26 protein-coding genes and 1 pseudogene are annotated in these 25831 nt (G+C 74.4%); 11 read left to right on the forward strand and 16 right to left on the reverse strand.

Annotation, left to right across the window (positions count from 1 at the left end; all coding sequences use genetic code 11):
- Nucleotides 1-53: 53 nt before the first annotated feature.
- The 4 genes from AC5RWQ_RS17390 to AC5RWQ_RS17405 form a co-directional block, all read right to left on the reverse strand.
- The gene (locus AC5RWQ_RS17390; RefSeq protein WP_494283797.1) at nt 54-773 is read right to left on the reverse strand and encodes a sirohydrochlorin chelatase; all 720 of its coding nucleotides are present in this window, start codon (nt 771-773) and stop codon (nt 54-56) included.
- A gap of 77 nt (nt 774-850) precedes the next feature.
- Nucleotides 851-1612, reverse strand: a complete 762-nt coding sequence (locus tag AC5RWQ_RS17395; protein WP_494283748.1) for a phosphoadenylyl-sulfate reductase — start codon at nt 1610-1612, stop codon at nt 851-853.
- Nucleotides 1609-1767 carry a hypothetical protein gene (locus tag AC5RWQ_RS17400; protein ID WP_494283749.1) on the reverse strand — a complete coding sequence of 53 codons (159 nt, stop codon included), beginning with the start codon at nt 1765-1767 and terminating at the stop codon, nt 1609-1611. Before AC5RWQ_RS17400 ends, AC5RWQ_RS17395 begins: the two co-directional genes overlap by 4 nt.
- On the reverse strand, nt 1764-3476 hold the full coding sequence (locus tag AC5RWQ_RS17405; protein WP_494283750.1) for a nitrite/sulfite reductase: 1713 nt from the start codon (nt 3474-3476) through the stop codon (nt 1764-1766). The genes AC5RWQ_RS17400 and AC5RWQ_RS17405 overlap by 4 nt, the downstream gene beginning before the upstream one ends.
- 537 nt (nt 3477-4013) lie before the next feature.
- Here AC5RWQ_RS17405 and AC5RWQ_RS17410 point away from each other — a divergent pair.
- On the forward strand, nt 4014-5489 hold the full coding sequence (locus AC5RWQ_RS17410) for a glycosyltransferase family 39 protein (protein ID WP_494283798.1): 1476 nt from the start codon (nt 4014-4016) through the stop codon (nt 5487-5489).
- 19 nt (nt 5490-5508) lie between these two features.
- Here the strand turns inward: AC5RWQ_RS17410 and AC5RWQ_RS17415 are convergent, their stop codons facing one another.
- On the reverse strand, nt 5509-7038 hold the full coding sequence (locus tag AC5RWQ_RS17415; protein ID WP_494283751.1) for a histidine kinase N-terminal domain-containing protein: 1530 nt from the start codon (nt 7036-7038) through the stop codon (nt 5509-5511).
- Nucleotides 7039-7062: 24 nt separating this feature from the next.
- Complete coding sequence (locus tag AC5RWQ_RS17420; RefSeq protein WP_494283799.1) at nt 7063-8094, reverse strand: SIS domain-containing protein; 1032 nt, start codon at nt 8092-8094, stop codon at nt 7063-7065.
- Between the two features lie 183 nt (nt 8095-8277).
- Here AC5RWQ_RS17420 and AC5RWQ_RS17425 point away from each other — a divergent pair, with 183 nt between their 5' ends.
- Nucleotides 8278-10110 (forward strand): tetratricopeptide repeat protein, encoded by a 1833-nt coding sequence (locus tag AC5RWQ_RS17425; protein WP_494283752.1) that lies wholly within the window; start codon nt 8278-8280, stop codon nt 10108-10110.
- A 77-nt stretch (nt 10111-10187) separates the two neighbouring features.
- Here the strand turns inward: AC5RWQ_RS17425 and AC5RWQ_RS17430 are convergent, their stop codons facing one another.
- Complete coding sequence (locus AC5RWQ_RS17430; RefSeq protein ID WP_494283753.1) at nt 10188-11774, reverse strand: MDR family MFS transporter; 1587 nt, start codon at nt 11772-11774, stop codon at nt 10188-10190.
- A gap of 106 nt (nt 11775-11880) precedes the next feature.
- Here AC5RWQ_RS17430 and AC5RWQ_RS17435 point away from each other — a divergent pair, with 106 nt between their 5' ends.
- Nucleotides 11881-12474 (forward strand): TetR/AcrR family transcriptional regulator, encoded by a 594-nt coding sequence (locus AC5RWQ_RS17435; RefSeq protein WP_334490107.1) that lies wholly within the window; start codon nt 11881-11883, stop codon nt 12472-12474.
- A gap of 46 nt (nt 12475-12520) precedes the next feature.
- Here AC5RWQ_RS17435 and AC5RWQ_RS17440 read toward each other — a convergent pair whose 3' ends face one another.
- Entirely contained in the window at nt 12521-13033 is a 513-nt protein-coding gene (locus tag AC5RWQ_RS17440) for a GNAT family N-acetyltransferase (RefSeq protein WP_494283754.1), read from the reverse strand.
- The gene (locus tag AC5RWQ_RS17445; RefSeq protein WP_494283755.1) at nt 13030-13245 is read right to left on the reverse strand and encodes a biotin/lipoyl-binding carrier protein; all 216 of its coding nucleotides are present in this window, start codon (nt 13243-13245) and stop codon (nt 13030-13032) included. The genes AC5RWQ_RS17440 and AC5RWQ_RS17445 overlap by 4 nt, the downstream gene beginning before the upstream one ends.
- A 264-nt stretch (nt 13246-13509) precedes the next feature.
- Between AC5RWQ_RS17445 and AC5RWQ_RS17450 the strand changes: the two genes are divergently transcribed.
- Nucleotides 13510-13584, forward strand: coding sequence for a 50S ribosomal protein bL37 (locus AC5RWQ_RS17450; RefSeq protein ID WP_369700219.1), 75 nt, complete (start codon nt 13510-13512; stop codon nt 13582-13584).
- Nucleotides 13585-13642: 58 nt separating this feature from the next.
- On the opposite strand, the gene AC5RWQ_RS17455 is transcribed toward AC5RWQ_RS17450, so the two are convergent.
- The 6 genes from AC5RWQ_RS17455 to AC5RWQ_RS17480 all read right to left on the reverse strand — a co-directional run bounded on the left by AC5RWQ_RS17455 (nt 13643) and on the right by AC5RWQ_RS17480 (nt 17670).
- Nucleotides 13643-14095 (reverse strand): hypothetical protein, encoded by a 453-nt coding sequence (locus tag AC5RWQ_RS17455; protein ID WP_494283756.1) that lies wholly within the window; start codon nt 14093-14095, stop codon nt 13643-13645.
- Between the two features lie 113 nt (nt 14096-14208).
- Nucleotides 14209-14487 carry a mycothiol system anti-sigma-R factor gene (gene rsrA, locus AC5RWQ_RS17460; protein ID WP_334490128.1) on the reverse strand — a complete coding sequence of 93 codons (279 nt, stop codon included), beginning with the start codon at nt 14485-14487 and terminating at the stop codon, nt 14209-14211.
- Nucleotide 14488: 1 nt separating this feature from the next.
- Nucleotides 14489-15307 (reverse strand): sigma-70 family RNA polymerase sigma factor, encoded by an 819-nt coding sequence (locus AC5RWQ_RS17465; protein ID WP_494283757.1) that lies wholly within the window; start codon nt 15305-15307, stop codon nt 14489-14491.
- 328 nt (nt 15308-15635) lie between these two features.
- Nucleotides 15636-16247, reverse strand: coding sequence for an alpha/beta hydrolase family protein (locus AC5RWQ_RS17470; RefSeq protein ID WP_494283758.1), 612 nt, complete (start codon nt 16245-16247; stop codon nt 15636-15638).
- A gap of 132 nt (nt 16248-16379) precedes the next feature.
- The gene (locus AC5RWQ_RS17475) at nt 16380-16772 is read right to left on the reverse strand and encodes a WhiB family transcriptional regulator (protein WP_494283759.1); all 393 of its coding nucleotides are present in this window, start codon (nt 16770-16772) and stop codon (nt 16380-16382) included.
- Nucleotides 16773-16971: 199 nt separating this feature from the next.
- The gene (locus AC5RWQ_RS17480) at nt 16972-17670 is read right to left on the reverse strand and encodes an SOS response-associated peptidase (protein WP_494283760.1); all 699 of its coding nucleotides are present in this window, start codon (nt 17668-17670) and stop codon (nt 16972-16974) included.
- Nucleotides 17671-17772: 102 nt separating this feature from the next.
- Here AC5RWQ_RS17480 and aroA point away from each other — a divergent pair, with 102 nt between their 5' ends.
- From aroA to AC5RWQ_RS17500, 4 genes and pseudogenes are all read left to right on the forward strand, one after another.
- Nucleotides 17773-19074, forward strand: coding sequence for a 3-phosphoshikimate 1-carboxyvinyltransferase (aroA, locus tag AC5RWQ_RS17485; protein WP_494283761.1), 1302 nt, complete (start codon nt 17773-17775; stop codon nt 19072-19074).
- Nucleotides 19075-19195: 121 nt separating this feature from the next.
- Nucleotides 19196-20179 (forward strand): ribosome small subunit-dependent GTPase A, encoded by a 984-nt coding sequence (gene rsgA, locus AC5RWQ_RS17490; RefSeq protein ID WP_494283762.1) that lies wholly within the window; start codon nt 19196-19198, stop codon nt 20177-20179.
- Nucleotides 20180-20205: 26 nt separating this feature from the next.
- Nucleotides 20206-21024, forward strand: a complete 819-nt coding sequence (gene hisN / locus AC5RWQ_RS17495) for a histidinol-phosphatase (protein WP_494283763.1) — start codon at nt 20206-20208, stop codon at nt 21022-21024.
- Nucleotides 21025-21084: 60 nt separating this feature from the next.
- Nucleotides 21085-21989: pseudogene (locus tag AC5RWQ_RS17500) on the forward strand (hypothetical protein).
- Here the strand turns inward: AC5RWQ_RS17500 and AC5RWQ_RS17505 are convergent.
- Nucleotides 21944-23146, reverse strand: a complete 1203-nt coding sequence (locus AC5RWQ_RS17505) for a glycosyltransferase (RefSeq protein ID WP_494283764.1) — start codon at nt 23144-23146, stop codon at nt 21944-21946. The pseudogene AC5RWQ_RS17500 and the gene AC5RWQ_RS17505 sit on opposite strands and share 46 nt — an antisense overlap.
- 231 nt (nt 23147-23377) lie before the next feature.
- Between AC5RWQ_RS17505 and AC5RWQ_RS17510 the strand changes: the two genes are divergently transcribed.
- The 3 genes from AC5RWQ_RS17510 (at nt 23378) to AC5RWQ_RS17520 (ending at nt 25822) form a co-directional block, all read left to right on the forward strand.
- Entirely contained in the window at nt 23378-24379 is a 1002-nt protein-coding gene (locus tag AC5RWQ_RS17510) for an SDR family oxidoreductase (protein WP_494283765.1), read from the forward strand.
- 56 nt (nt 24380-24435) lie between these two features.
- The gene (locus AC5RWQ_RS17515) at nt 24436-25176 is read left to right on the forward strand and encodes an ATP-binding protein (protein WP_494283766.1); all 741 of its coding nucleotides are present in this window, start codon (nt 24436-24438) and stop codon (nt 25174-25176) included.
- Between the two features lie 73 nt (nt 25177-25249).
- A complete protein-coding gene (locus AC5RWQ_RS17520) occupies nt 25250-25822 on the forward strand; it encodes a DUF5709 domain-containing protein (RefSeq protein WP_494283767.1) in 573 nt (190 codons plus the stop codon).
- The last annotated feature ends 9 nt before the right edge of the window (nt 25823-25831 follow it).

Genomic DNA, 25831 nt, shown 5'->3' on the forward strand with positions numbered 1-25831 from the left:
CACCGGGGTCGGTTACCCCGACCGCACCCTTTTCGATCATGATGAGACGCCGGTCACCGCGGGCCGTCCGCGTCCACCCGGCGCAGCACCAGCTCGGCCAGCTCCGACGCATCGGTCAACGGCCCGCTGACCGCCACCGCCCCGGCCTCCCGCGCCCCCACCACCACCGCGTCGTGGAAGAGACCGGGCGCCAGGAAATAGCCGACCACCGCCACCCGCCGGGCGCCCGCCGCGCGCAGCCGGGCCACCGCGATTCCGGCCGCCGGTGGCGCCGCCGAGGCGTACGACACCCGGCAGGGCACCCCGAGCCGGCCGCCCAGCGCCGCGGCGACCCGCCCCACCGAGCCGCGGGCCCGGGCGTCCCGGGTGCCCGCGGCGGCCAGCACCAGCGCGTCCACGCCGCCCGGCTCCGCCTCGACCAGCCGCCGCTCCAGCCCGGCCAGCAACCCCGCGTCGACCGTCCCGTCGGCCGGTCCGAGCACGTCGGTGACCCGTACCGTCAGCTCCGGCGCGGACTCCCGGGCAGCCGCCACCGCCGCCGGGATGTCCACCCGGCGGTGGTACGCGGCGGTGAGCAGCAGCGGCACCAGCACCGCCGAGGTGTGCCCGGCATCGGCCAGCGCCCGCAGCACCGCCGTCGGCCCCGGCTCGGTGTGGTCCAGCCAGCTCGGCAGGACCGGCGTGCCCGGCCGGGCCGTCTCGACCGCCCGGGCCAACGCCCGGGTCGCCTCGGCGGCCCGGGGATCCCGACTGCCGTGCGCGACCAGCACCACCGGCGAGGTCCCGGGCGGGCAGGGCGCGGACGGGCCGGCGGCCGGCGCGGACGACCCCACGCCGGCCTCCGCGTCGCTCAGAGGTGCAGCCCGCACTCGGTCTTCTCGAACATGGCCCACCGGCCGGCGCGGGGGTCCTCCCCCGCCTTGGTGCGGCGGGTGCAGGGCCAGCAGCCGATCGAGCCGTAGCCCCGGCTGAACAGCTCGTTGACCGGGATGTCGTACCGGGAGATGTAGGAGTCCACGTCCGCCTGGCTCCAGGCGGCGATCGGGTTGACCTTCACCTTGCCGCGCCGGGGGTCGAAGGTCACCACCGGCGTGTTGGCCCGGGTGGGCGACTCGTCCCGGCGCAGGCCCGCGGCCCAGGCGTCGTACCCGGACAGCGCCCGCTCCAACGGCTCCACCTTGCGCAGCTGGCAGCAGTCGTCCGGGGAGCGGTTGAACAGCCGGGGGCCGTACTCGCCGTCCTGCTGGCCCACGGTCTGCCGGGGCCGGATCGACCGGACGTTCACCGGCAGCCGGCGGGCCACCTCGTCGCGGACCCGCAGCGTCTCGGGGAAGTGCAGCCCGGTGTCGAGGAAGACCACGTCCACCCCGGGAGCCACCCGGGAGACCAGGTGGGCCAGGACGGCGTCCGCCATCGAGCTGGTCACGCAGAACCGGTCGCCGAAGGTGTCGGCGGCCCAGCGCGCGATCTCCAGCGCCGGGGCGCCCTCCAGCTCCCGGCCGGCCCGCTCGGCCAGGGCGCGCAGCTCCTCCGGGTCGCGGCGGGCCGGGTCGGCCGGCTTCGGGCCGCCGGGCCCGACCAGGCCCAGGTTTGCGGCGGAAACGAGGTTCATCGGATGACCCCCCGGGAGAGCAGGCCGGTGAACTTGACCGTGAAGACCCGGGCGCAGGCGTGGCACTCCCAGGCGCCGTGCCCGGCCTCGCTCGGCCGCAGATCCTCCTCGCCGCAGTACGGGCAGTACAGCGGCGCGGAACGGGCGTCACTCATCGCAACTCCTCCTCGTCGACCCTGATCACCCAGTTGGCGAACGTCTCGCCGTCGGTCCGGCCGGCCAGGTAGCGGCGGGCCAGCCGTTCCACGTACTCGGGAAGCTCATCGGCGGTGGTCTTCAGGCCGCGCAGCTTGCGGCCGAACCCGGCGGTCTGCCCCTGCGCCATGCCGAGCCCGCCGCCGAGGTGCACCTGGAAGCCCTCCACCTGGCGGCCGTCCGGGCCGACCACCAGCTGGCCCTTGAGCCCGATGTCGGCGACCTGGGTGCGGGCGCAGGCGTTCGGGCAGCCGTTGAGGTGGATGGAGATGTCCGCGTCGAAGTCGCGCAGCCGCTCCTCCAGCCGGGCCACCAGCTCCTCGCCGCGGGCCTTGGTCTCGACGATGGCCAGCTTGCAGAACTCGATGCCGGTGCAGGCCATGGTGCCGCGCCGCCAGGCCGACGGCCGGGCCTCCAGGCCGATCCCGCGCAGCTCGTCGACCAGGGCCTCGGTCCGCTCCGGCGGCACGTCGAGCACCAGCAGCTTCTGGTACGGGGTGAGCCGCACCCGGTCGCTGCCGTGCGCCTCGACCACGTCGGCCAGCTTCGCCAGCTGCCCGCCGGAGACCCGGCCGACCACCGGGGCGGCCCCGACGTAGTTGCGCCCGTCGCGCTGCGGGTGCACGCCGATGTGGTCCACCGGCTTGTCGGGCAGCTGCGGGGCGGGACCGTCGAGCAGGGTGCGGCCCAGGTACTCCTTCTCCAGCACCTCGCGGAACTTCTCGATGCCCCAGTCGGCGACGAGGAACTTCAGCCGGGCCCGGTTGCGCAGCCGGCGGTAGCCGTAGTCGCGGAAGATGCCGACCACGCCGGCCCAGACGTCCGGCACCTCGGCCAGCGGCACCCAGACGCCGAGCCGCTTGGCCAGCATCGGGTTGGTGGAGAGGCCGCCGCCGACCCAGACGTCGAAGCCGGGGCCGTGCTCGGGGTGGTCGACCCCGAGGAAGGAGATGTCGTTCGCCTCGTACGGGGTGTCGACCAGCCAGGAGATCGTGGTCTTGAACTTGCGCGGCAGGTTCGAGTAGGCCTTGTCGCCGACGTACCGACGGACGATCTCGTCGAGCGCCGGGGTCGGGTCGAGCACCTCGTCGCGGGCCACCCCGGCGACCGGGCTGCCCAGCACGATCCGCGGGCAGTCGCCGCACGCCTCGGTGGTCTGCAGGCCGACGGACTCCAGCCGGCGCCAGATCTCCGGCATGTCCTCGACCCGGATCCAGTGGTACTGGATGTTCTGCCGGTCGGTGATGTCGGCGGTGTCCCGGGCGAACTCCCGGGAGATGTCCGCGATGACCCGGAGCTGGGCCAGGTTGAGCTGGCCACCGTCGACCCGGACCCGGAGCATGAAGAACTCGTCCTCCAGCTCGTGCGGCTCGAGCACGGCGGTGCGCCCGCCGTCGATGCCCGCCTTGCGCTGGGTGTAGAGCCCCCACCAGCGGAACCGGCCGCGCAGGTCCTGCGGGTCGATCGAGGCGAAGCCCCGGTGGGCGTAGATGTTCTCGATCCGGGCCCGGACGTTCAGCGGGTCGTCGTCCTTCTTGATCCGCTCGTTGGCGTTGAGCGGCTCGCGGTGGCCGAGCGCCCACTGCCCCTCGCCGCGCGGACGGCGGGGTGCCCGGGCGGCGGGTGCCGGCGGGGTCTCGGGACGGGCCGGGGTGCTGCTGACCGCCATCGCGGCGTCCTCCGTTTTGTCTGCTGTGCTGCGGTGGGAGCGCGGACGCGGCGGCCGACCCGTGGGACGGGCCGAGGACGACGATGTCGGAACGGCCGGCGCGGAGAGCGCGCCCGAGACGGAATGGTCGGGCGTCGTCAGTGGGCCGGACAGATCGCGCTGCGCACGCGGCCGTAATCGACGTGGCGACGAGCCACGAAGCGGCGGACGACAGCGGTGAGCATGGGCCCCATGCTTCCACACCCCCGGGTGACCGGCCAATGACCGCGTGCCGCATCCCACATCACGGGCCGCGCGCGGGCAGCGACCTCTACCGGAGTTCGTTGCGCAGGGCCGTCCCGCAACTCGTCACCCGGTGTGGGGAGCATGGGGTCACGGTCGGGGCGTAGCCGCAGCCCGCGAATCGGCACACCGGCCCGACGCGCGGCGCCGCGCTGTGTGAGGCTGCGACATGTGACCGCACCTTCGGAGCCGAGCCCGGCCGGCGACGCCGTTCCGGCCTGGCACCAGCGACGGTGGCTGGTCTGGTTGACGCCGATGCTGCTCACCCTGGCGATCAGCCTGACCGGGATCGGCCACGCGCAGCCCTGGCGCGACGAGCTGGCCACCTGGAGCGCCGCCACCCGGCCGGTCCGCGAGCTGATCCGGCTCAACGGCACCGTGGACGCCACCGCCGGGGCGTACTACCTGCTGATGCACGGCTGGATCGCGGTGTTCGGGGCCTCGCCCACGGCGCTGCGGCTGCCGTCGGTGCTGGCCATGGCCGGGGCGGCCGGGCTGACCGCCGTACTCGGCCGACGGCTGCTCGGCGGGCGGGCCGGCCTCCTCGCCGGTCTGCTCCTCGCGGTGCTCCCGGGCACCTCGCGGTACGCCCAGGAGGCCCGCCCGTACGCGATCGCCAGCCTGCTCGCCGTGCTCGCCACCCTGCTGCTGGTACGGGCGCTGGACCGGCCCACCTGGGCCCGCTGGGCCGGTTACGCCGCCGCCGTCGTCGGGCTCGGCCTGGCCCACCTGCTCGCCCTGAGCCTGCTCGCCCCGCACGCCGTGGTGGTCCTGGTCGCCTGGTGGCGAGGCCGGGCCGCGGCCGGCCTCGACAGCTCCCCGCACTCAGCCGCCGAGCACCCGGCCCGCGACGAGCCCGATCCCGACCGGCCGGCGCGGGCCGGGGCCCAGGACGGGCGGCTGCTGCGCTGGCCGCTCGCCCTGCTGGTCGCCGGCGTGCTCCTGCTGCCGCTGCTGTCGACCGCCCGGGGCCAGCGCTCCCATCAGCTCGACTGGATCGAGCCGGCCCGGCTCTCGGACCTGTCGGCGCTGCCCGGCGGGGTGGCGGAGAGCAGCGTGGTCGGCGGCCTGCTCGTCGGGCTCGCCGCGCTCGGCGCGGGCCGGGTCGGCCGGCGCGCGCTGCTGCCCGGCGCGTGCGTGCTGCTGCCGGTGCTGCTGCTCTACCTCGCCGCGCTCGCCGTACCCCTCTGGGTGCCCCGCTACCTGCTCTTCACCGTGCCCTTCGCCTGCCTGCTCGCCGGCGCGGCGCTGGCCACGGTGCCGGCGCCCGCCGCGCTGGCCGTGCTGACCCTGGCCGGCCTGCTCGGTCTGCCCGACCAGGAAGCACTGCGCCGGGCCCACCCGCCCGCCGGCCTGATCGATTACCGGGGCGCGGCGCAGCTCGTCGCCGCCGGTCAGCGGCCCGGCGACGCCGTCGTCTACTCCCCCCGCGGCGGCTGGCTCTTCTTCGACCTCGGCATGGCGTACCACCTGGAGGAAGACCGGCCCCGGGACGCGCTGCTGGTCCGGGACCAGCGGCAACGCGGCGACTTCTGGGCCAGCGAGTGCGCGCGGCCGGCGGAGTGCCTGGCCGGCGTGCAGCGGGTCTGGCTGGTGGTCGCCGGACGGCGGTCCGACCCGTTGGCCGCGGTGCCCGGCGCCAAGGGGCGAACCCTGCGGGACGGCTTCACCGTCGAGCGGGTCTGGCCCCGGCCGGGGGTGACCGTGGCGCTGCTCAACCGGCCCGGCTGAGCGGCGCCACCCGCGCGGGTCAGGCCTTGGCCAGCGGGACCACCAGGACGGCCTCGGTCCCCCGGGCGGCGCCCTGGCGCAGCTCGATCGAGCCGCGCAGCTCGCCGGTGACCAGGGCCCGGACGATCTGCAGACCCAGTCGCCCGCCCTTGTCGGCGTCGAACTCGGCCGGCAGGCCACGGCCGTTGTCGGTGACCGAGACGTGCAGCTGCTTGCGGAACCGGTGGGCGGAGACCACCACCTGCGGCGCGGCGCCGCCCTCCGGGGCGGGGCCGGCGCCGTCCTCGCCCGCCGGCGGGAAGCCGTGCTCGACGGCGTTGAGCAGCAGCTCGTTGAGGACCATCACCAGCGACGTGGCGATCTCGGCGGGCAGCACGCCGAAGCTGCCGGTCCGCCGCATGCCCACCGACACCTCGGTCGCGGCGACCTCGGTGGCCGCGCTGGCCACCCGGTCGACGATGCCGTCGAACTCGACCGCCTCGTCGCTGGACATGGAGAGCGTCTCGTGCACCAGGGCGATCGAGGCGACCCGGCGGACCGACTCCTCCAGGGCGACCCGGGCCTCGGGCATGGAGACCCGGCGGGCCTGCAGGCGCAGCAGGGCGGCGACCGTCTGCAGGTTGTTCTTCACCCGGTGGTGGATCTCCCGGATGGTGGCGTCCTTGGTGATCAGGGCGCGGTCACGGCGGCGTACCTCGGTGATGTCGCGGACCAGGACCAGCGCGCCGATCGGCACTCCGGCGGGCATCAGCGGCAGCGCCCGGGTGAGCATGGTGGCGCCCCGGGCGTCGATCTCCCGCCGGGGCGGCGCCTCGCCGCGCAGCGCGGCGAGGATGCCGTTCGCCGCGTCGGTGCCCTCGAGCGGATCGCCGGCCAGCCGACGGTGCAGCTTGGCCAGGTCCTCCCCCACCAGATGGGAGGCGTATCCCAGCCGCCGGTACGCCGACTGGGCGTTCGGGCTGGCGTAGGTGACCTTGCCGTTGGCGTCCAGCCGGACCAGGCCGTCGCCGACCCGGGGCGCGGAGGTGGTCTCGCCCGGGTGCCGGGGCGGCGGGAAGGTGCCGTCGGCGATCATCTGGGCCAGGTCGTCGGCGGTGGTGAGGTAGTTCAGCTCCAGCTGGCTGGGCGTCCGGGCGGTGGAGAGGTTGGTGTCCCGGCCGACCACCGCGATCACCTCGCCGTGCTCCCCGCCGGCGCTGCGCAGCCGGACCGGGATCGCCTCATGGCGGGCCGGCACGTCGCCGTACCAGACCGGGTCGCCCTCCCGCCAGATCCGGCCCTGCCGGTGGGCCACCTCCAGGTGCGCCACCTCCGGCCCGCCGACGATCCGACCCACCTGGTCGTCCAGGTACGCGGTGGGCGCGGTCGTCGGGCGGACCTGGGCCACGCAGAGGAACGTCCCGTCGCCGTCCACCGGCACCCAGAGCAGCAGGTCGGCGAAGGAGAGGTCGGACAGCAGCTGCCAGTCCCCGGCGATCCGGTGCAGGTGGTCGATGTCGGCCGGGCGGAGCTGGGTGTGCTCCTCGGCGAGGTCGCGCAGCGTGGACACGCCCACAGCGTGCCACGCCGGAGGTCACATCGTCGCGGTGACCTTCTTCAGACCACGCGGTGCGTCCGGGTCCTCGCCCCGGGCCAACGCCAACGCCAGCGCCAACCGCTGCAACGGCAGGATGTCCAGCAGCGGGGCGTAGCGCTCGTCGACCTCGGGGACGGCCATCCGGGTGGCCCCCTCGACCTCGGCGGAGCCGACCACCACCACGTCGGCGCGGCGCTCGCCGAGCCGGGGCAGCACCTCGCCCATCGACCGGCCGCCGGGGCCGGAGCCGACCACGGCCAGCACCGGCACGTCCGGGTCGGTCATCGCGAGCGGGCCGTGCAGCAGGTCGGCGCCGGAGAAGGCGAGCGTGGGCAGGTACGAGGTCTCCATCAGCTTCAGCGCCGCCTCCCGGGCGGTCGGGTAGGCGTACCCCCGGCCGGTGGTGACCAGCTGGCCGGCGAAGCGGTAGCGGGGGGCGAGCTGGGCCGGGGTGGGATCGGCCAGGGTTCGTTCGGCCAGCTCGGGCAGGGTCGCCAGGGTCGCGCGCTCCTCGGCCGGCAGCACGCCGTCGCCGGCCCGGACGCCCTCGACCAGCATCAGCAGGGCGAGCAGCTCGGCGGTGTACGTCTTGGTGGCGGCGACCGCGCGCTCGTGCCCGGCGGCGATGTCGAGGCTCAGCTCGGCGACCCCGGCCAGCGGGGAGTCCGGGTTGTTGGTGACCGCCAGGGTGAGCGCCCCGGAGGCGCGGGCGGCGCGCAGCACCTCGGTCAGGTCGGGGGAACCGCCGCTCTGGCTGACCCCGACGACCAGCGCGTCGGAGAGGTCGGGGCGGGCGCCGTAGACGGTGACCGTGCTGGGCGAGGCGAGCCCGGCGGGCAGGCCGAGCCGGATCTCGGTGAGGTACGCCCCGTAGAGCGCGGCGTGGTCGGAGGTGCCCCGGGCGGTGAAGACCACGTGCCGGGGGCGCCGTTGCGCGACGGCCGCCGCGATCCGGGCGATCTCCCCGGCGTGCTCGGCGGAGAGCAACCGGTCGTATCCGGCCGGCTGCTCGTCGATGTCGGCGGCCATGCCGGCCCCAGGACGCGTCACGGAAGCTCCCCTCCTGCGCGGTTTCCGCGCGTTTCGTGCTCAGTCTTGCACTGTTTCTCACATCCGGGCAATCGTACGCGCAGCAATGCGCAGTGGATCACCGAATCGACGCAGCATCCCCTAGGCTTGCCCAGCCCTGCAATCGACGAGCGAGAGGCCGACGTGACCGAGGAGCGTGAAGACGCCGCGCTGCCTCCGGAGGAGGAGCTCGTCCTCGCCCGACGGGCGCTCGACGAGGGCGACCTGGCGCATGCCGCCCGGCACCTCGCCACCGCCCTGGCCCAGGCACCGACTCTGCCAGAGGTGCACGAGACGCTGACCCGGATCGGGGCGGCCTCCGGCGGCGACCTCGACCTGTTCCCGCTCGGTCAACGCGCCTTCGTCGGGGCGGTGGTGGCCCGCGCCCACCTGCTCGCCGCCGCCGGCCGCCCGGCCGAGGGGTTGGACCTGCTGGTCGCGGCCACCGGGCACGCGCCCGGCGTCGACTGGGCCGGGGTGCCCTGGGTGACCGCGCCCGAGCTCGCGCGGCGGCTCGACCCCGACCGCACGGCCCGGATCCTGATGCAGGTCTGCGCGGCGGTGCCGGACCCGGCGCCCCGGGCCCTGCGGGGGCCAGGTCGGCCGTACCTCACCCTGGCCCGGCACGCGGTCGCCGCGCACCCGCGGCACGGCCTGCTGCTGGGCGCGGCGTCCGCGCTGGCCCGGCGCCTCGGCGAGGTCACCCTCGCCGTCACCTGGGCCAGCCGGGGGGTACGCGCGGAGCCCTCCAAACTGGGCGAGGTCTGGCTCGGGTACGCCTACCGCAGCGCCGGCCGGACCCGGGACGCGCTGGCCGCCCTGGAACGGGCCGTCGGGCACGACCCCGACGACCTCGCGGTCTACGCCGACATCGCCGGCACCCTCGCCGACACCGGGCGGCTGGACCAGGCCATCGAGTGGACCGACCGGGCGTTGGCCCGCGACCCGGACTTCGACTGCGCGGTGCACACCGCGCACCGGCTGCGGTTCCTCCGCGACGGCGACGTGGCGCACCTGGTCGCCCTCGCCGACTTCGTCCGGGACCACCCCGACGACAGTCACGAGCACGGCGACCTGGCCGAGTCCTGCCGGAGCCGGCCCTGGCTCGGGCAGCTCACCCCGGCGGCCGGCGTGCTGGTGGACGTGCTGCGCCGCGCCCTCGCCGCCGACGGCACGCCCGGCCGGGCGGTACGCCTCGACGCGCTGGAGCCGCCGAGCGCGATGCGTACCGTGGCGGCGGCGGTGCCCGGGCTCGACGTGGAGGTGCCCGAGGTCGCCGACCCGGACCCGCGCGAGCCGCGCCGGGCCAGCACCTGCCAGCTCTGGCGGTACGACGGCACCACCGCCGCGCCCACCCTGCCGGCCCCCTCGTCGGCGGCGGTCGAGCGGGTACGCCAGCTCGCCCACCCGGCCTGGCCGCACCCGCCGGCCGCGTACGACGCGGCGGTCGGGCTGGCCACCGTGGAACTCGCCGACCTGCTCGGGCTCCTGGTCCACCCGCCCGAGGCGCCGCCGACCGCACTGGGTCGGGTGCTGGCCGGGCAGGACCCGTCGCTCTGGGTGCGCTGCGTACAGGTCTGGGCCTGCCTGGGTCTGCTGCACCACCGCACCGACGAGCCGTGGGCGGGCTCGACCCGGCGCCGGGTGCTGGTGGAGCTGGTCTGGGGCGTGGAGGACTGGATCACCGAGGCGGCACTGTTCGCCCTGGTCAGCGCCGCCTGGGTCGACCCGGAAGTCCGTGCCGACGTGGCACAGGTGGTGGCCGAACGCCTCGCCGACGCGGTGACCGTGGCCCGGGTCCGGCCGGTGCCCATCGTCATCTCCCTGGCCCACCTGGCGCTGGCCACCCCGGCGCTGGACCCGGCCGCCACGGCGCTCGCCCACGGGATCGTCGGCGGCGGGCCGGCCGGAGCGCCCCGCCCCGGGGCGCTGGCCCGCCTCTGGGCCCGCCTGGCCGCGCTCCTGCGCCGCCCCTGACCCGCAGCCCTCCCCCGAAACGCGGCGCGGCCGCGCCGTACCCGGGGAGGGACGACGCGGCCGCGACGGACGAAGGGTCAGGCCACCGGGGCCTTGCCGAGCGCGGTCTCGGCCTGCTCCTCCGGCGTGGCGTCCGCCGGCGGGGCGTCGTTGCTGGACCGCAGCGGGACCTCCTTGATGAACCAGGAGAGCACCGGCACCGCGACGGTGAAGAGCACCGCCCACAGGAAGACGTGCGAAATGGCGTCGGAAAGGCCGCCGAGGACGACCTCGCGGGCCTGCACCGGCAACTCCTTGAGCATCGACAGGTCCATCCCCTGGCCCTTGCCGCCGCCGCTGAACGCGTCGCCGGCGGCCGAGTCGGCGAGCCGGTTGGCGAAGATCGCGCCGAAGAGCGAGATGCCGAACGAGCCGCCGATGGAGCGGAAGAAGGTGGCTCCGCCGCTCGCCGCGCCGAGATCCTTCTGCTCGACGCTGTTCTGCGCGATCAGCATCGAGGTCTGCATCAGGAAGCCCATGCCCGCGCCGAGCACGACCATGTAGAGCGAGGACTCGGCCTTGCTGGTGTCCACGTCCAGCCGGCTGAGCAGGAACATGCCGGCGGTCATCACCACGCCGCCGACGATCGGGAAGATCCGGTACCGGCCGCTGCTGGTGATCGCCCGGCCGACGACCAGCGAGACCACCAGCATGCCGAACATCAGCGGGAGCAGCAGCAGGCCGCTGTTGGTGGCCGAGGCGCCCTGCACGGTCTGCTGATAGAGCGGCAGGAAGTTCATCGCGCCGAACATCGCGAAGCCGAGCAGGAAGCCGATCACCGAGATCAGGGCGAAGTTGCGGTTGGCGAAGAGCCCGAGCGGCAGGATCGGCTCGGGGACCCGGCGCTCGACGAACCCGAACGCGACCAGGGCGACCACGGCCAGCACCGCCAGGCCGAGGATCTGCGGGGAGCCCCAGTCGTACTCGTTGCCACCCCAGGTGGTGACCAGCACGATCGCGGTGATGCCGACCGAGAGGAGCGCGGCGCCCAGCCAGTCGATCTTGTGCTCGGTGCGGTACTTCGGCAGGTGCATGGTGGTGGCCAGGACCAGCAGCGCGACACCGCCGAGCGGCAGGTTGACGTAGAACGCCCAGCGCCAGGAGAGGTTGTCGGTGATGAAGCCGCCGACCAGCGGACCGGCCACCATGGCGATGGCCATGATGCCTGCGATCATGCCCTGGTAGCGGCCCCGCTCTCGGGGCGGCACCAGGTCACCGATGATCGCCATCACGCCCACCATCAGGCCGCCGGCGCCGAGACCCTGGACCGCGCGGAAGGCGATCAGCTCGACCATGCCGTCACCGGGGCCGCCGAGCATCGCCGAGCCGGCCATGCCGCAGAGCGCCGACCCGATCAGGAAGATCACCACGGAGGTCAGGAAGACTGCCTTGCGGCCGTAGAGGTCGCCGAGCTTGCCCCAGATCGGGGTGGAGACCGTGGTGCCCAGCACGTAGGCGGTGACGACCCAGGTGAAGTGGTCGACGCCGCCGAACTCGCCGACGATCCGCGGCAACGCGGTGCTGACGATCATGTTGTCGAGCATCGCGAGCATCATCGCGATCATCAGGCCGAAGAGGACGACCCGCACGTTGGGTCTCGCCGCCGCCTGTGTTTCCTGAGTCATGGGTAAGCTCCCCCGGAGATGTGTCGCACTTACTTGCCGCCCGGCTAGTCACCTTACTAGCCGCACGGTAAGTTGGACAGCAGAAAACCGTCAAGCGAGTTGGGTGGTGGGCGTGAGGGAGAGCACAGGCGGCACGCGGGAACGCATCCAGGCCGTCGCGCTGGAGCTCTTCACCGAGCAGGGGTACGAGAAGACCTCGCTACGGGAGATCGCCGAGCGGCTGAACGTGACCAAGGCCGCCCTCTACTACCACTTCAAGAGCAAGGACGAGATCGTCAACAGCTTCGTCGAGGACCGGCTGCGCCGGATGGACGAGCTGATCGCCTGGGCCCGGTCCCAGCCGGCCACCCTGGCCACCCGGCGGACGCTGATCAACCGGTACGCCGACGCCATGTTCGCCAGCGAGCTGCCCTCGGTGATGCGCTTCTTCGAGCAGAACCAGACGGTGCTCAAGAGCCTCTCGGCCGGCGTGCAGATGCGCGAACGAATGCTCGGGCTGGCCGACCAGCTCTGCCGGGGCGACGACTCCCCCGCCGCCCAGCTGCGCGCCGCGCTGACGCTCTTCGCCGTGCACAGCAGCTGGTTCGCGGTCCGCGCCCCGCACATCACCGACGACGAGCGGAAGAAGATCGCCCTGGAGGTCGCCGACGAGCTGCTCGCCCGGATCGGCGAGCAGACCCCGGACGACGACCAGCACTGACGGGCAAGGCCCGACGAGCCGGATCGACGCGCCCGGGACGGTCGCCTCAGTATCGCGCCGGCAGTTCCAGCCGCAGTCCCAGCAGCTCCACCCCGGGCGCCGGTGACCAGTCCTTCTCGGGCGCGCGCACGAAGCCGAGCCGCTCGTAGAGCCGGCGCGCCGGGGCGGCCATGCCGTCCCGGACGCAGATCATCACCGCCGTGCAACCCTGTGCTGCGGCCCGATCGACACAGGCCCGGGCCAGCGCCTCCCCGGCGCCCCGGCCCTGGGCGGCCGGGTCGACGGCCAGCATCCGGAACTCGGCCTCGCCCGGGCCGGAGAGCTCGGCGTACCGGGATCCGGGCCGCACCAGGGTCACCGAGCCGAGCACGTCGTCGGTCACCTCGTCGACGGCCACCAGGATCTCGCCGTGCTCCGCCCGGGTGGCGACGTCGGCGAGCGTCACCGCGTACCCGTGCTCGCCCTTGAGCTGGCCGTCCGCCTCGTACGCGGCGACCGTCAACCGGGCCACCGCGGCGTGGTCCGTCGGGGTCGCCGGGCGGACCAGCAGGCCGGTCAACCGATCACCGCGATCAGGTCGCCGTCCTGGACCACGTCTCCCTCGTTGACCGCGAGCTGGGTGAGCACCCCGTCGGACTCGGCGACGACCGGGATCTCCATCTTCATCGACTCGAGGATCACCAGGGTGTCCCCCTCGGAGACGGTGTCCCCGGCAGTCGCGACGACCTTCCAGACGTTGGCCACCATCTCGGCACGAACTTCCTCGGCCATGTCCCGGCCCTCCCTCTCGCGGTTGTCTGCCGACGTATCCAATCATGCGACGGCGACCCGCGGGCGGGGAGCGGTCCACACCGCCCTGCGCGGCCACGAGACATCGCCATATCGGCGGAACGCCCGTTCGTGACAGCGGCCCCGGCGGACGATGGCGGGAGCCGGCCGCACTAGCATCAGCGGGTCGGACCCGGGCGCCGGGAGGACCGGTGCGTGCACCGGCGCCGAGGGTCGCAGGGATCCGACCATCACGAGGAGGTCAGCATGGCGAAGAAGGCCCGGAAGAAGAAGGCCCGTAAGAAGAGCGGCGCGAACCACGGCAAGCGCCCCAACTCCTGAGCACGCGGTACGGAGGCCCGGGTCGGTGTCCCCGACCCGGGCCTCCGTCGTCACCGCGTCAGGCGGAGATGTTGTGGCACTGGCGCGTGACGTACCCCCCGTTGGAGTAGAGGTACGCGCAGGCCAGCCCGTAAGGCGCCCAGCCCGCGCCGCGTTCGCGGCTGCCGCTGAGCGTGCACGAGTTGTGCGTGGTGCCCGTGGAGTTGTACCAGAGGGCGCCGGTGCTGGTGAAGTAACGGAAGTCGATCCGCCAGTTGCAGAAGCTGCTGTGCGCGGAGAACCGCGCGTCCTGGTAGTCGATGTCGTGACCGGAGCCGAAGATCCGGTGACAGAGGAACCCACCGGGGATCGGCCAACCCTTGTACGCGAATCCGGACCAGGAATCGCAACCCGACGCGTCGGCCGAGGCCGGCGCGGTGGTCGTCGCGACCAACGAGCCGAACGCCAGGAGCGTCGCGGCGACGACCGCCGACACCCGGGCAGCGACCCGCCGACTGAGAATCTTGCTCACCTAGCCTCCTCACAATGAATCTCGGATGTGAGGAGCGTAGGAAGCGGACGGTCAAAAGCATCGATGTCCGCCGGTTGTGGCAAGTTCCCTTGACGCCTGGCCGGAAGCGTGCCTCAGTCGGCGAGTTCGCGCTCCTCGAAGACCACCAGCTCGGTGAGGCGTACCCGCAGCCGCTCGCGCAGCTGGTCGGGGGCGGTCTCGTTGCCGCAGCAGCGGGCGACGAGCGCCTTCACCTCCTGCTCGATGCCGTACTCGCGCAGGCAGGGCCCGCACTCGTCCAGGTGGTGGCGGATCAGACTACGCCGCTCCTCGGCGCACTCCAGATCCAGGAAGAGGTACATCTCCGCGAGAACCTCGCGGCAGTCCGTCTCGTGCGGCTCTCCACAGCTCATGTCACACCTCCCGGCCGGCAGCGGCGGTCGAGCCCTTCGAGGACTGGGCGGAACTGAAACCACGTTCTGCGGCGTACCCCTCGAGAAGCTTGCGCAGGTTACGTCGGCCCCGGTGCAGTCGGGACATCACGGTGCCGATCGGCGTGCCCATGATGTCCGCGACCTCCTTGTACGAGAAGCCCTCGACGTCGGTCAGGTAGACCGCCAGGCGGAACTCCTCCGGCAACTGCTGGAGGGCCTCCTTGACGTCGCTGTCCGGCAGTCGGTCCAGCGCCTCGGTCTCCGCCGAGCGCAGGCCGCTGGAGGTGTGCGACTCGGCCTCGGCGAGCTGCCAGTCGGTGATCTCCTCGGTGGGCGCCTGGATGGGCTGGCGCTGCCGCTTCCGGTAGGAGTTGATGTACGTGTTGGTCAGGATCCGGTAGAGCCAGGCCTTCAGGTTCGTGCCCTGCTCGAACTGGTGGAAGGCGGCGTACGCCTTCAGGTACGTCTCCTGGACCAGGTCCTCGGCATCCGCCGGGTTACGCGTCATCCGCAGTCCGGCAGCGTAGAGCTGATCGACGAAGGGCATCGCGTCCCGCTCGAAGCGGGCCCTGCGCTCGTCCGTCTTCTCGGTGGTCAACCGCAGATCCCCTCGCGTCGGATGCTTTCCCGCCGAGGATACGCGGACCAACCGGTCCGCAGATTCACTTTCGCCGGGTGTGCTGGTGCTCACCACGGCCGGGCCGTCCATGGTCGCGGGCCAGTCGGGGGCGTCCAGCAGCTGCCTGAGCTGCCGCGCTTCCCGTTCGTCCCGCTCCCGGCTCCGTGTCTCGGTCGGCACCGGTCACTCCCCTCGCCAGTTTTGTCGTCCGCGGGTAGTAACGCCCGGCCGTGGGCCGGACATTCCGTCGGTCGCCCCGTCCCTGGTCCCGGCCCCGGTCGGATACCGGAGCTGGGACCAGGAAGGGCCTGGGAGGACGGTTCCGCCCGCCCGAACCGGGCGGCCGACACCAACCGATGCAACGAGGGGCCACCAACGCCGGAAACGGGCCGTACGGCCCGTCACGCCCCCGCCCCGCGCGCCGCCCCGGGCCACGCCGCCGGGGCCACGATCATGCCGGCCCGCGGGCATGATCACGGATCCTGGACGGACGATCGGGCGGACACGGTCAGCGTGCGGCCCAGCCCCGTTCCCGGAGCCAGGCCAGCACGGCGTCGGCCACCCCGGCCGGGTCCCGGCGCAGGTCGTGCTTCTCGCCCGGCCGGACCACCACCCGCACGCCGTCGCCGACCGGCACCCCGAAGGGATCCCGGTCGCCGTTGACCACCAGCGTGGGCAGCCCGGTCCGCAGTTCGTCCGCCCGGGAGCGTTCCGGCCGGCCCGGCGGGTGCAGCGGGAAGGCCAGCGCGACCACGCCCACGGCTCCCACCGCGCCCGCGGTACGGCAGGCCACCCGCGCGCCGCTGGACCGCCCCCCGACCAACAACGGCAGCTCGGAGTGACGGGTCCGGAGCACGGCCAGCACCGCCGTCCACGCCTCGTCGAGGTGCCCCGCCGGAGCCGGCGCCCGGCGCCCGGCCACCCGGTACGGCTGGGTTATCCGGGCCACCACCACGCCGGCGCCGCGCGCCGCGTCCCGGACCGCGACCAGGTCCGGGGCGTCGACGTCGCCGCCCGCCCCGTGCCCGAGCACGAGCAGGGACGCCGGCGGGCCGGGCGGCAGGTCGGTGGCGACCCGGGCCGGGCCGCGCGGAGTCTCGATCTCGTCGCCGTGCGCCACGGTGCCATTCTGCGCCCCGGCGCCGTCGTCACGTCGAGCGCACCACCGGCACCCGGACCGCCCGCAGACAGCGCGAAGCACCGCCCGCCCGCCTCCGTAGGACGCCGGAGGCGGACGGTCAGCTCGGACGGATCAGCTCAGCGGTACCAGGGTGAGCAGCTGGTCCCGGACCGGCGGGCCGGCGTCGTCGGCCGCGTCCGGGTCGGGTTGCACCTCGCTGCGCCAGGCGACGAGCATGGCCCGCCGCTCGCGCGGCGTGGTGCCGCCCCAGACGCCGTGGCAGTCACCCACCTCCAGCGCCCAGGCCAGGCACGAGCCCTGGACGTCGCAGCTCCGGCAGAGCGCGACGGCCGCGTCGGCCGGTTCGTTGGGTGCCGGAAAGAAGGTCTCCGGATCAACACTCTGGCAGGTTCCTCTGGTCCGCCAGGCCTCGTCGTGTCGACGTTCGCGCAACGCCCGCAACAGTCGCGGATCTCGTCGTGCGGCGGCCACCTCGTGCGGACGGGGCATACGCGCCCGGGTCATCACACCCACCTCCCCCGTGGGACCGGCAAGATCGACGGGCATCGCTCACACCGCGTGAGGACGCTCCCAGTGCCGGCGCTGTGTTCTATCGCACTCGTGGAGGCGGGGACAAGAGGGTGCCAGAAAGATGACCAAAGGTCCGGGCGACGTTTCACCCGGAACTCTGGCAATTCGTGCGCGACAATGTCGCGAATGGTGCTCAGAAGAGCGTCATTTCCTCCTCGACGCGCTCGCCGGCCACCGGCACCCGGGCGATCAGGCCGGGGCCGTCGTTGCGGACGTCGCCCACCGCCGGCCCGACCGGCCGCACCTCCAGCCCGGCCAGCCACTCCGCCGGTGGCGGGGCGAGCAGGGCCGACGGGTCGTCGGCCGGGGAGAGCCAGTCGCCCCAGCGTTCCCGGGGCAGCAGCAGCGGCATCCGGTCGTGCACCTCGGCCAGCTCCCCCACCGCCGCGGTGGTCAGCACGCTGAAGGTGAGCAGCGACTCCGCACGCGACCAGATGCCGGCGAACGCCAGCACCGCGCCGTCCCGCGGGGTCATGTAGTACGCCTGCTTGCCGCCGCCGGACCGGCGCACCCACTCGTACCAGCCGTCGGCCGGGACGAGGCAGCGGCGGCGGGCGAACGGGTCGGCGTACGCCCGGCTGGTGGCCACCGTCTCGGCCCGCGCGTTGATCATGCGAGCGGCGCCGGCCGTCGACCGGGACCAGTGCGGCACCAGACCCCAGCGCCCCATCGAGAGCGCGCGCCCACCTTCCGCGGCGACCCGGACCAGCGGCACCGGATCGGTGGGCGCGACGTTGTGGTCGGGCCCGAGTCGGCCGTCGGTGTCGTCGTACGACTCGAACAGCGCACTCAGGTCGCCGGCGCTCCGGGTCGTCGCGTACCTCCCGCACATGGCGCACACGCTAGCCCCCCGCGGGCTTCCCGGCTGTCCCGCCAACCGGGAGTACGGCCGACGGGCGGCGCCGGGGACCGGTGGAGTTGGCAGAATGTGACCGTGGGGAATCTGACCGCGACCCGGCCGCCGCAGCCGTGGACCGCACCGACCGCCAGCGACCCGGTGTCGGCGACGCTGCGCCTGCCCGGCTCCAAGTCGATGACAGCTCGGGCCCTGGTGCTGAGCGCCCTGGCCAGCGGCCCCTCGACCCTGCACGGGCCGCTGCGCGCCCGGGACACCGAGTTGATGGCCGGCGGGCTGCGCGCGATGGGCGCGCACGTCTCCGTCTCCGACGACGAGCGCTGGCTGGTCCGCCCGCACGAGCTGGTCGGCCCGGCGCACGTCGACGTCGGCCTGGCCGGCACGGTGATGCGCTTCGTGCCGCCGGCCGCCGGCCTCGCCGCGGGGCGGGTCACCTTCGACGGCGACCCGCAGGCCCGGGTCCGCCCGCTCGGCCCGCTGATCGGCGCGCTGCGCGCCCTCGGCGTCCGGATCGAGGCCCCGCCAACGGGCAGCCTGCCGCTGGTGGTGCAGGGCGCCGGCCGGGTGACCGGCGGCGAGGTGGTGATCGACGCCTCCGCCTCCAGCCAGCTCGTCTCCGGGCTGCTGCTGGCCGGGGCGCGCTTCGACCGGGGCGTGGTGGTCCGGCACGAGGGGCCGCCGGTGCCGTCCGCCCCGCACCTGCGGATGACCGCGCAGATGCTGCGCGCCGCCGGCGCGGCGGTCGACGACAGCGTCCCGGACGTCTGGACGGTCGAGCCCGGCCCGCTGGCCGGCCGGGGCTGGGAGATCGAGCCGGACCTCTCCGGCGCGGTCCCGTTCTTCGCCGCCGCGCTGGTCACCGGCGGCGAGGTGACCCTCCAGGGCTGGCCGCGCAGCAGCGCCCAACCGGTCGAGCAGCTGCGCGCGCTGCTGCAGCGGATGGGCGGGGAGGTCACCCTGACCACCGCCGGGCTGACCGTCCGGGGCACCGGCGTGGTGCACGGCCTGGCCGCCGACCTCTCCGACGTCAGCGAGCTGACGCCGGCGCTGACCGCGCTGGCCATGCTCGCCGATTCACCGTCCCGGTTCACCGGGATCGGGCACATCCGCGGCCACGAGACCGACCGGATCGCCGCCCTCGCCCGGGAGTTCGCCGGGCTCGGCGCCGACCTCACCGAGTCCGCCGACGGCCTGGAGATCCGGCCCCGCCCGCTGCGCGGCGGGACCTTCCGGACGTACGCCGACCACCGGCTCGCGCACGCCGCCGCGGTGGCCGGCCTGGCCGTCCCGGGTATCGAGGTGGACGACGTGGCGTGCACCTCGAAGACCATGCCGGAGTTCCCGGCGCTATGGTCGGCAATGGTGACCGGCAAGAGCTGACGCGAACGAGGGGGCGGTCCTGGCGACCAGACGGCGGGAGTACGACGAGGACGACGTACGGGTCCGGCCCGGGAAGTCCTCGCGCCCACGCACCCGTACCCGCCCCCGGCACGCCGACGCGGTGGACGGTTTCGTGATCGCCGTCGACCGGGGCCGCTACACCTGCGTCACGCCGGACTCCCGGCCCGACGACCCGACGATCACCGCCATGCGGGCCCGCGAGCTGGGGCGCAAGTCGGTGGTGGTCGGCGACCGGGTGGGGCTGGTGGGTGACACCTCCGGCGCGGAGGGGGCGCTGGCCCGGATCGTCCGGATCGCCGAGCGCAGCTCGGTGCTGCGGCGGACCGCCGACGACGATGAGACCACCGCCGAGGGGCGGCTGGAACGGGTCGTGGTGGCCAACGCCGACCAGCTGGTGATCGTCAGCGCGCTGGCCGACCCACCGCCGCGGACCGGCTTCATCGACCGCTGCCTGGTGGCCGCGTACGACGCGGGCATCGAGCCGCTGCTCTGCCTCACCAAGGCCGACCTGGCGGGCCCCGAACAGGTGCTCGGCTACTACGCCGAGCTGGAGCTGCCGTACGTGCTGGTCCGCCCGGACTCCGACCTCGACGCGCTGCGCGCGCTGCTCGCCGGCCGGGTGTCGGTCATGGTGGGGCACTCCGGGGTGGGCAAGTCGACGCTGGTCAACCGCCTGGTGCCGGAGGCCGCGCGGGCGGTCGGCGTGGTCAGCGCGATCGGCCGGGGCCGGCACACCTCGACCAGCGCGGTGGCGCTGCGACTGCCGGCGACGCCGGCCGCCGACGGCGACCCCGGTTGGATCATCGACACGCCGGGGATCCGCAGCTTCGGGTTGGCGCACGTGTCGGCCGACAGCCTGCTGCACGGCTTCGCCGATTTGGTCGAGGGCACCGTCGACTGCCCGCCGAACTGCCCGCACACCGCCGACGAGGCGGACTGCGCGCTGGACGCGTGGGTGGCCGCCGGCAAGGCCGACCCGCGCCGGCTGGCGTCGTACCGCCGGTTGCTGTCCTCGCGGGCCGGCGAGGGTGACGGCCGGGCGGAGGTCGAGCGCAATCCGGGCGACCCGCTCGCCGGGTCGTGACGGCACCCTCGCTACCGTTTCCTCCCATGACCGGGTACGCCGACGACATCGCCCTCGCCCACCGGCTCGCCGACGCCGCCGACGCCATCTCGACGGCCCGGTTCCGCGCCCTCGACCTGCGGGTGGAGGCCAAGCCGGACCTGACCCCCGTCTCTGACGCGGACACCGCCGTCGAGCGGGAGATCCGCGCCCTGCTCGCCGAGGCGCGGCCGGACGACGGCCTGCTCGGCGAGGAGTACGGGGAGCAGCCGCCGGCCACTGCCGGGGGCCGGCGCTGGGTGGTGGACCCGATCGACGGGACCAAGAACTTCGTCCGCGGCGTCCCGGTCTGGGCGACCCTGATCGCCCTGCTGGAGGCCGACCGCCCGGTGGTCGGGCTGGTCTCCGCCCCGGCCCTCGGCCGGCGCTGGTGGGGCGCGAGCGGCGAGGGGGCGTACGCCGGGCCGGACGCCGCGTCCGGCGAGCCGATCCGGGTGTCCGCGGTGAAGGACCTGGCCGACGCGAGCTTCTGCTACTCCTCGCTCACCGGGTGGGAGGAGGCCGGCCGGCTGGACGCGGTGCTCCAGATCATGCGGGACAGCTGGCGCAGCCGGGCGTACGGCGACTTCTACGGCTACATGCTGCTCGCCGAGGGGGCACTGGACGTGATGGTGGAGCCCGAGTTGTCGCTCTGGGACATCGCCGCGCTGGTGCCGATCGTGACCGGCGCCGGGGGCACCTTCACCTCCCTGGACGGCACTCCCGCCCCTGGTGGGACGGCCTCCGGCGAGATCAGCGCGATCGCCACCAACGGCCCGCTGCACGCCGGCATCCTGGCCCGGCTGGCTCGGCCAACCGCGCGCTGACCGCCCGGCACCCTCTATCCTCGCCAGGTGGTGTCCTCCGGTTGGTGCTTCCTCGCGGCGATGATCGTCGCGTACGGCTTCGCCAACATGCTGCAGTCGGTCGCCGCGGCGCGGACGACCCTGCACCACACCTTCGATCCGGGGCTGCTGCTGCGGCTGGCCAGCCAACGCACCTACCTGATCGGGCTGCTCTGCCAGGTCACCGGCTTCGTGCTGGCCTTCCTGGCCCGCCGGGACCTGCCGTTGTTCCTGGTCCAGGCCAGCGTGGCCGCCGGGCTGGGGGTGACCGCCGTACTCGGGGTGGTGGTGCTCAAGTGGCGGCTGCCGGCTGCCGAGGTGGGCCTGCTGGTGCTGCTCTTCGGGGGGATCACCGCGCTGGTGCTCTCCGCCCAGCCGGCGCCCTCCAAGGCCCTCGGCACCGCCGGGCTGGTCGCGCTCGGGGTGGCGCTGGTGGGCATCGCGGTGCTCGGCTTCTTCGCGGTACGCCTGCACGGTGCGCCCGGTTCGGTGGCGCTCGGCTCGCTGGCCGGGCTGGCCTTCTCCGCCGCCGCGGTCGCGGCCCGGCCGCTGGCCTCCGCGGCGTCGACCGAGGCGTTCGTCCGCGACCCGCTGCTCTACCTGCTGATCGCGCACTCGCTGGTCGGGCAGCTCCTGCTCGGCCTGGCGATGCAGCGCGGCTCCACCACCGCGGCGGTCGCGGCGATGGACGCGGCCGGGGCGGTGCCCGCCGCGATCGTCGGCCTGCTGCTGCTCAACGACAAGATCTGGCCGGGCCGGGAGTGGCTCGCCGCGACCGGCTTCCTGATCACCCTCGCGGCGGTGATCGGCCTGACCCGGTACGCCGAGCCACAGCACCACCACGCCCGGGCGCGGGCCCGGGAGCGGGCGCTGGCCGCCGCCGGGTCGCGCAGGTGAGCCCTCAGGCCGCCTCGACCGGCTTGCGCCGGCGTACCACCCGCTCGTAGAGGCGCTCCAGGGCGCCGGCCGTCCGCTCCCAGGTGTAGCTGCACCGGACCCGGTCCACCGCGGCGTGCCCGTACGCGAACCGCCCGGCGTTGTCGGCGAGCAGCCGGCGCAGCGTCACGCCCAGCGTGCGGACGTCCCCCGGCGGCACCAGCCGACCGGTCACCTCGTCGACCACCGCGTCGGCGATGCCGCCCATCGCGTAACCGACCACCGGCACGCCGCAGGCCATCGCCTCCAGCGAGACCCGACCGGCCGAGGAGTAGTGCGGGGTGCAGGCCACCACGTCCGCCGAGCGGTACCAGGTGGCCATCTGGTCGTGCGGCACCGCGCCGACCAGCTTGACCTGGTCGGCGACGCCGGTGCGCTCGGCCAGCTCGCGCAGCCGCCGGGCCTCCGCGTGGGTGGCGAGCTGCTCGGGCGGCGGGCCGCCGGCGATCACCAGCTCGGCGTCGCCCACCAGCCGCATCGCCCGGATCAGGTCCTCCTGCCCGTGGCCGGGCGAGAGACCGCCCACGGAGAGGATCCGGGCCCGCTGGTCGCGCGGGGCCGCCTCGCCGTCGGGGTGGAACTGCTCGGTGTCCACGCCGGCCGGCACCATCGCCACCGAGGTGCGTTGCAGGCCCATCCGGGTCAGCTCGTCGACCTCGTCGTTGCACTGGGCGACGGCGATGTCGACCGCCCGGGTCAGCGCCCGCTCGAGCGGGATCCGCTCCCCCGGGCCGTCGTACTGGCCGCCGAGGTGGCGCAGCTGCTCGACGCCGAGCGAGTGGAAGGTCTGCACGACCGGGATGTCGGTCTCGCGGACCGCGTGCGCGGCGGCGAGCCCGCCGATCCAGTAGTGCCCGTGGACCACCTCGGGCATCCAGTCCCCGGCCCAGCGGTCGGCCAGCCAGCGGCCGAACTCCGACACGTACGGGACCAGCTCGGCGGTCGCGGTGGGCCGGGCCGGGCCGACGGGCACCCGTTCCACCCGGTAGCCGTCGACGTCGACGGTCTCCGGCAGGCTGGGGTCCTCGCGGCGTTCGTAGACCCGCACGTCGTGGCCACGTCCGGCGAGTTCGGCGGCGACCCGGGCGATGTGCTCGTGGGTGCCGACGGCCCGGCCGTCGGTGTCCCTCGACGGGCCGGCGTGCGCGCAGACGAGGCCGACGCGCATGGTGCACCTCCATGCGATCTTCGAGGGATGGGTCCTCCGGTCAGAGCGTCCCATTAACCGCGCCCCGGCGAGCCGAAACCTGGCACTTCGGGAGCAGTCGCCGGAGCTGCCGGCACACCCGGCCCGGCGACCGGCGAATTGTGCCGGACGACACGGCCCCACCGGGCCCTCCCCGTCGATTGGCCGGCCCCCGCCCGCATGACCCGCCCCGCCCGGGGGTACCGCTCAGGAATGCCGCTGACCCGCACTCTTGCCGACGCCACCGTGGTGATCACCGGGGCCTCCAGCGGGATCGGCACCGCTACGGCGTACGCCCTCGCCCGTCGGGGCGCCACCGTCGTGCTCGCCGCCCGCAGTGCCGACGCCCTGGCCGACGTCGCCCGGCACTGCCAGGACCTGGGCGGCCGGGCGTTGGCCGTACCCACCGACGTCACCGACCCGGCGGCCGTGGACCGGTTGGCCGCCCGCGCGGCGGCCGAGTTCGAGCACGTCGACGCCTGGGTCAACAACGCCGCGGTGAGCGCCGTGGGGCTTTTCGACGAGATCCCGGTGGCCGAGTTCCGCCGGGTGGTCGAGGTGAACCTGCTCGGCACGGCCTACGGCACCCGGGCCGCACTGCCGTGGTTGGCCGCGGCCGGCGGCGGGGTGCTGGTGAACAACGCGTCCGTGCTGGCCGAGGTGGCCATGCCGTACCAGTCGGCGTACAACGCGACCAAGCACGGCATCCGCGGCCTGGCCGACACGGTCCGCCAGGAGCTGCGGGTGACCGGCCGGGGCAACATCTCCATCTGCACGGTGCTGCCCGCCACCATCGACACCCCGTTCTTCCGGCACGCCGGCAACCACAGCGGCCGGGAACTGGTCCCGCCGCCGCCGGTCTACCCGCCGGAGGTGGTGGCCGAGACGATCGTCCGGCTGCTGCGCCGGCCGCGCCGGGAGGCGTACGCCGGTGGGGCGGCCCGGCTGCTCGGCCTCCAGTGGCGGCTCGCGCCGGCGCTGGCGGAGCGGGCGCTCGGCTGGTACGCCCACCGGACCCAGTTCGGGCCGACCGGTGCGGCCGGGAGCAGCGGGAACGTCTTCCACGCGGACGCCGACGCGGAGCGGGACGGCGGCTGGCAGGGCCGACGCCGGCAACTGGTCCGGATGACCGCCGCCTTCGGGCTGGCCGCCGCTGGCACCGCGGTGGGCACGGTGGCCGCGATCAACCGACGATCACGGACGGACCGTCGATGAGCCGCGCAGAGCGGCCGGATGCGCGCTCCCGGTCCGCCATGCACAATGGGACGATCATGCCGACGGACGCCCGATGCCTGGTGGAGGCGGACGAATCCTCCGCTGTCGTCCGGCTGAGCGGGGTCATCGAACCCACCGCCGTCGACCGGGTGCGCGACGCGCTGCTCGCCCGGCTCTGCGAACGGCCCGGCCCGATCGTGGTCGACCTGGCCCGGTTGCGCTCGGTCGGCCCCACGGCCGGCCGGCTCCTGGCCGAGGTGCGGCACGCGGTCGCCGGCTGGCCCGCGGCCGACCTGCTGGTGATCGACCCGGCCGGCACGGTGACCGGGCCGGTGGCGGACGAGCTGTCGATCTGGGCCACCCCCGACCAGGCGACCGCCGCGCTGGCCCGTACGCCGATGGCGGCGGTGCTCACCGCGGACCTCACGCCGACGGTCGGCGCGGCCCGGCAGGCCCGGGAGATGGTGATCGACGGCTGCGCCCGCTGGGGGATGCCGGAGCTGGCCGAGCCGGGGTGCATCGCGGTGACCGAGATGGTCAACAACGTGGTGGCGCACGCGCTGACCCCGATGACGGTGCGGCTCGCCCCCCGGGACAGCTCCCTGCACATCGCGGTCCGCGACCACTCGCCGCGCCAGCCGGCGTACGCCGGGCTGGCCCCGCTCCACTCGGCCGGCGGCCGTGGCCTGCTGCTGATCGACACGGTGGCCCGCCGCTGGGGCAGCACGCCGGTGCCCGGCGGCAAGGTGGTGTGGTGTGTGCTGCACGCCGAGGACGAGGCTGCCTGCCAGGGCTGACTCATCCCGTTTCGTCCCGATCGCGCACCCGGTCGCCGGTTACCCGGGCCATGGCAGTGGGTAGTGATCAGCCATGCGCGACGACGAGTACCCGACCCCCCTGTCCGACCCCGAGTCCCTCGGCCTGCCCGACACCGCCGACGACGACTCGACCGCCAAGGACGACGTGCTGACCGGTCGCGAGGCGGACGGCCCGGACCCGGCCCAGCTGCCCGGCGACCGTACGCCGGTGGCCGTGGACCACTTCGGCACCACGGCCGACGAGCAGCTCGACGGCGAGTCGCTGGACTACAAGCTCGACCGTGAGCAGTACGAGCGGGCCGCCGACGATCCGCTGGCCGGCCCGGTCGACCCGGAGATCGCCGCCGAGGCGGAGACCGAGCAGGCCGCCGCGCAGGCGCAGCTCGACGCCGACGTGATGGACCCGGGCCCCACCTCGGACCCGCATTCCCCGGTCTCGATCTACGATCACGGCCAGCTCGGCACGGTCGCCGACAGCCAGGTGGGCCGCCTCGTCGAGCCGGACGAGGGCGCGCACACCGACCAGGAGACCGACAACATCGCGTACGACGCGGGCGCGGCCGGGGGCGGCGCGACCGCCGAGGAGCTGGCGATCCACGAGACCCGGCCGCCGGAGTCGCACTGACCCGCCCGG

The organism is Micromonospora sp. BS32 (assembly GCF_059089345.1).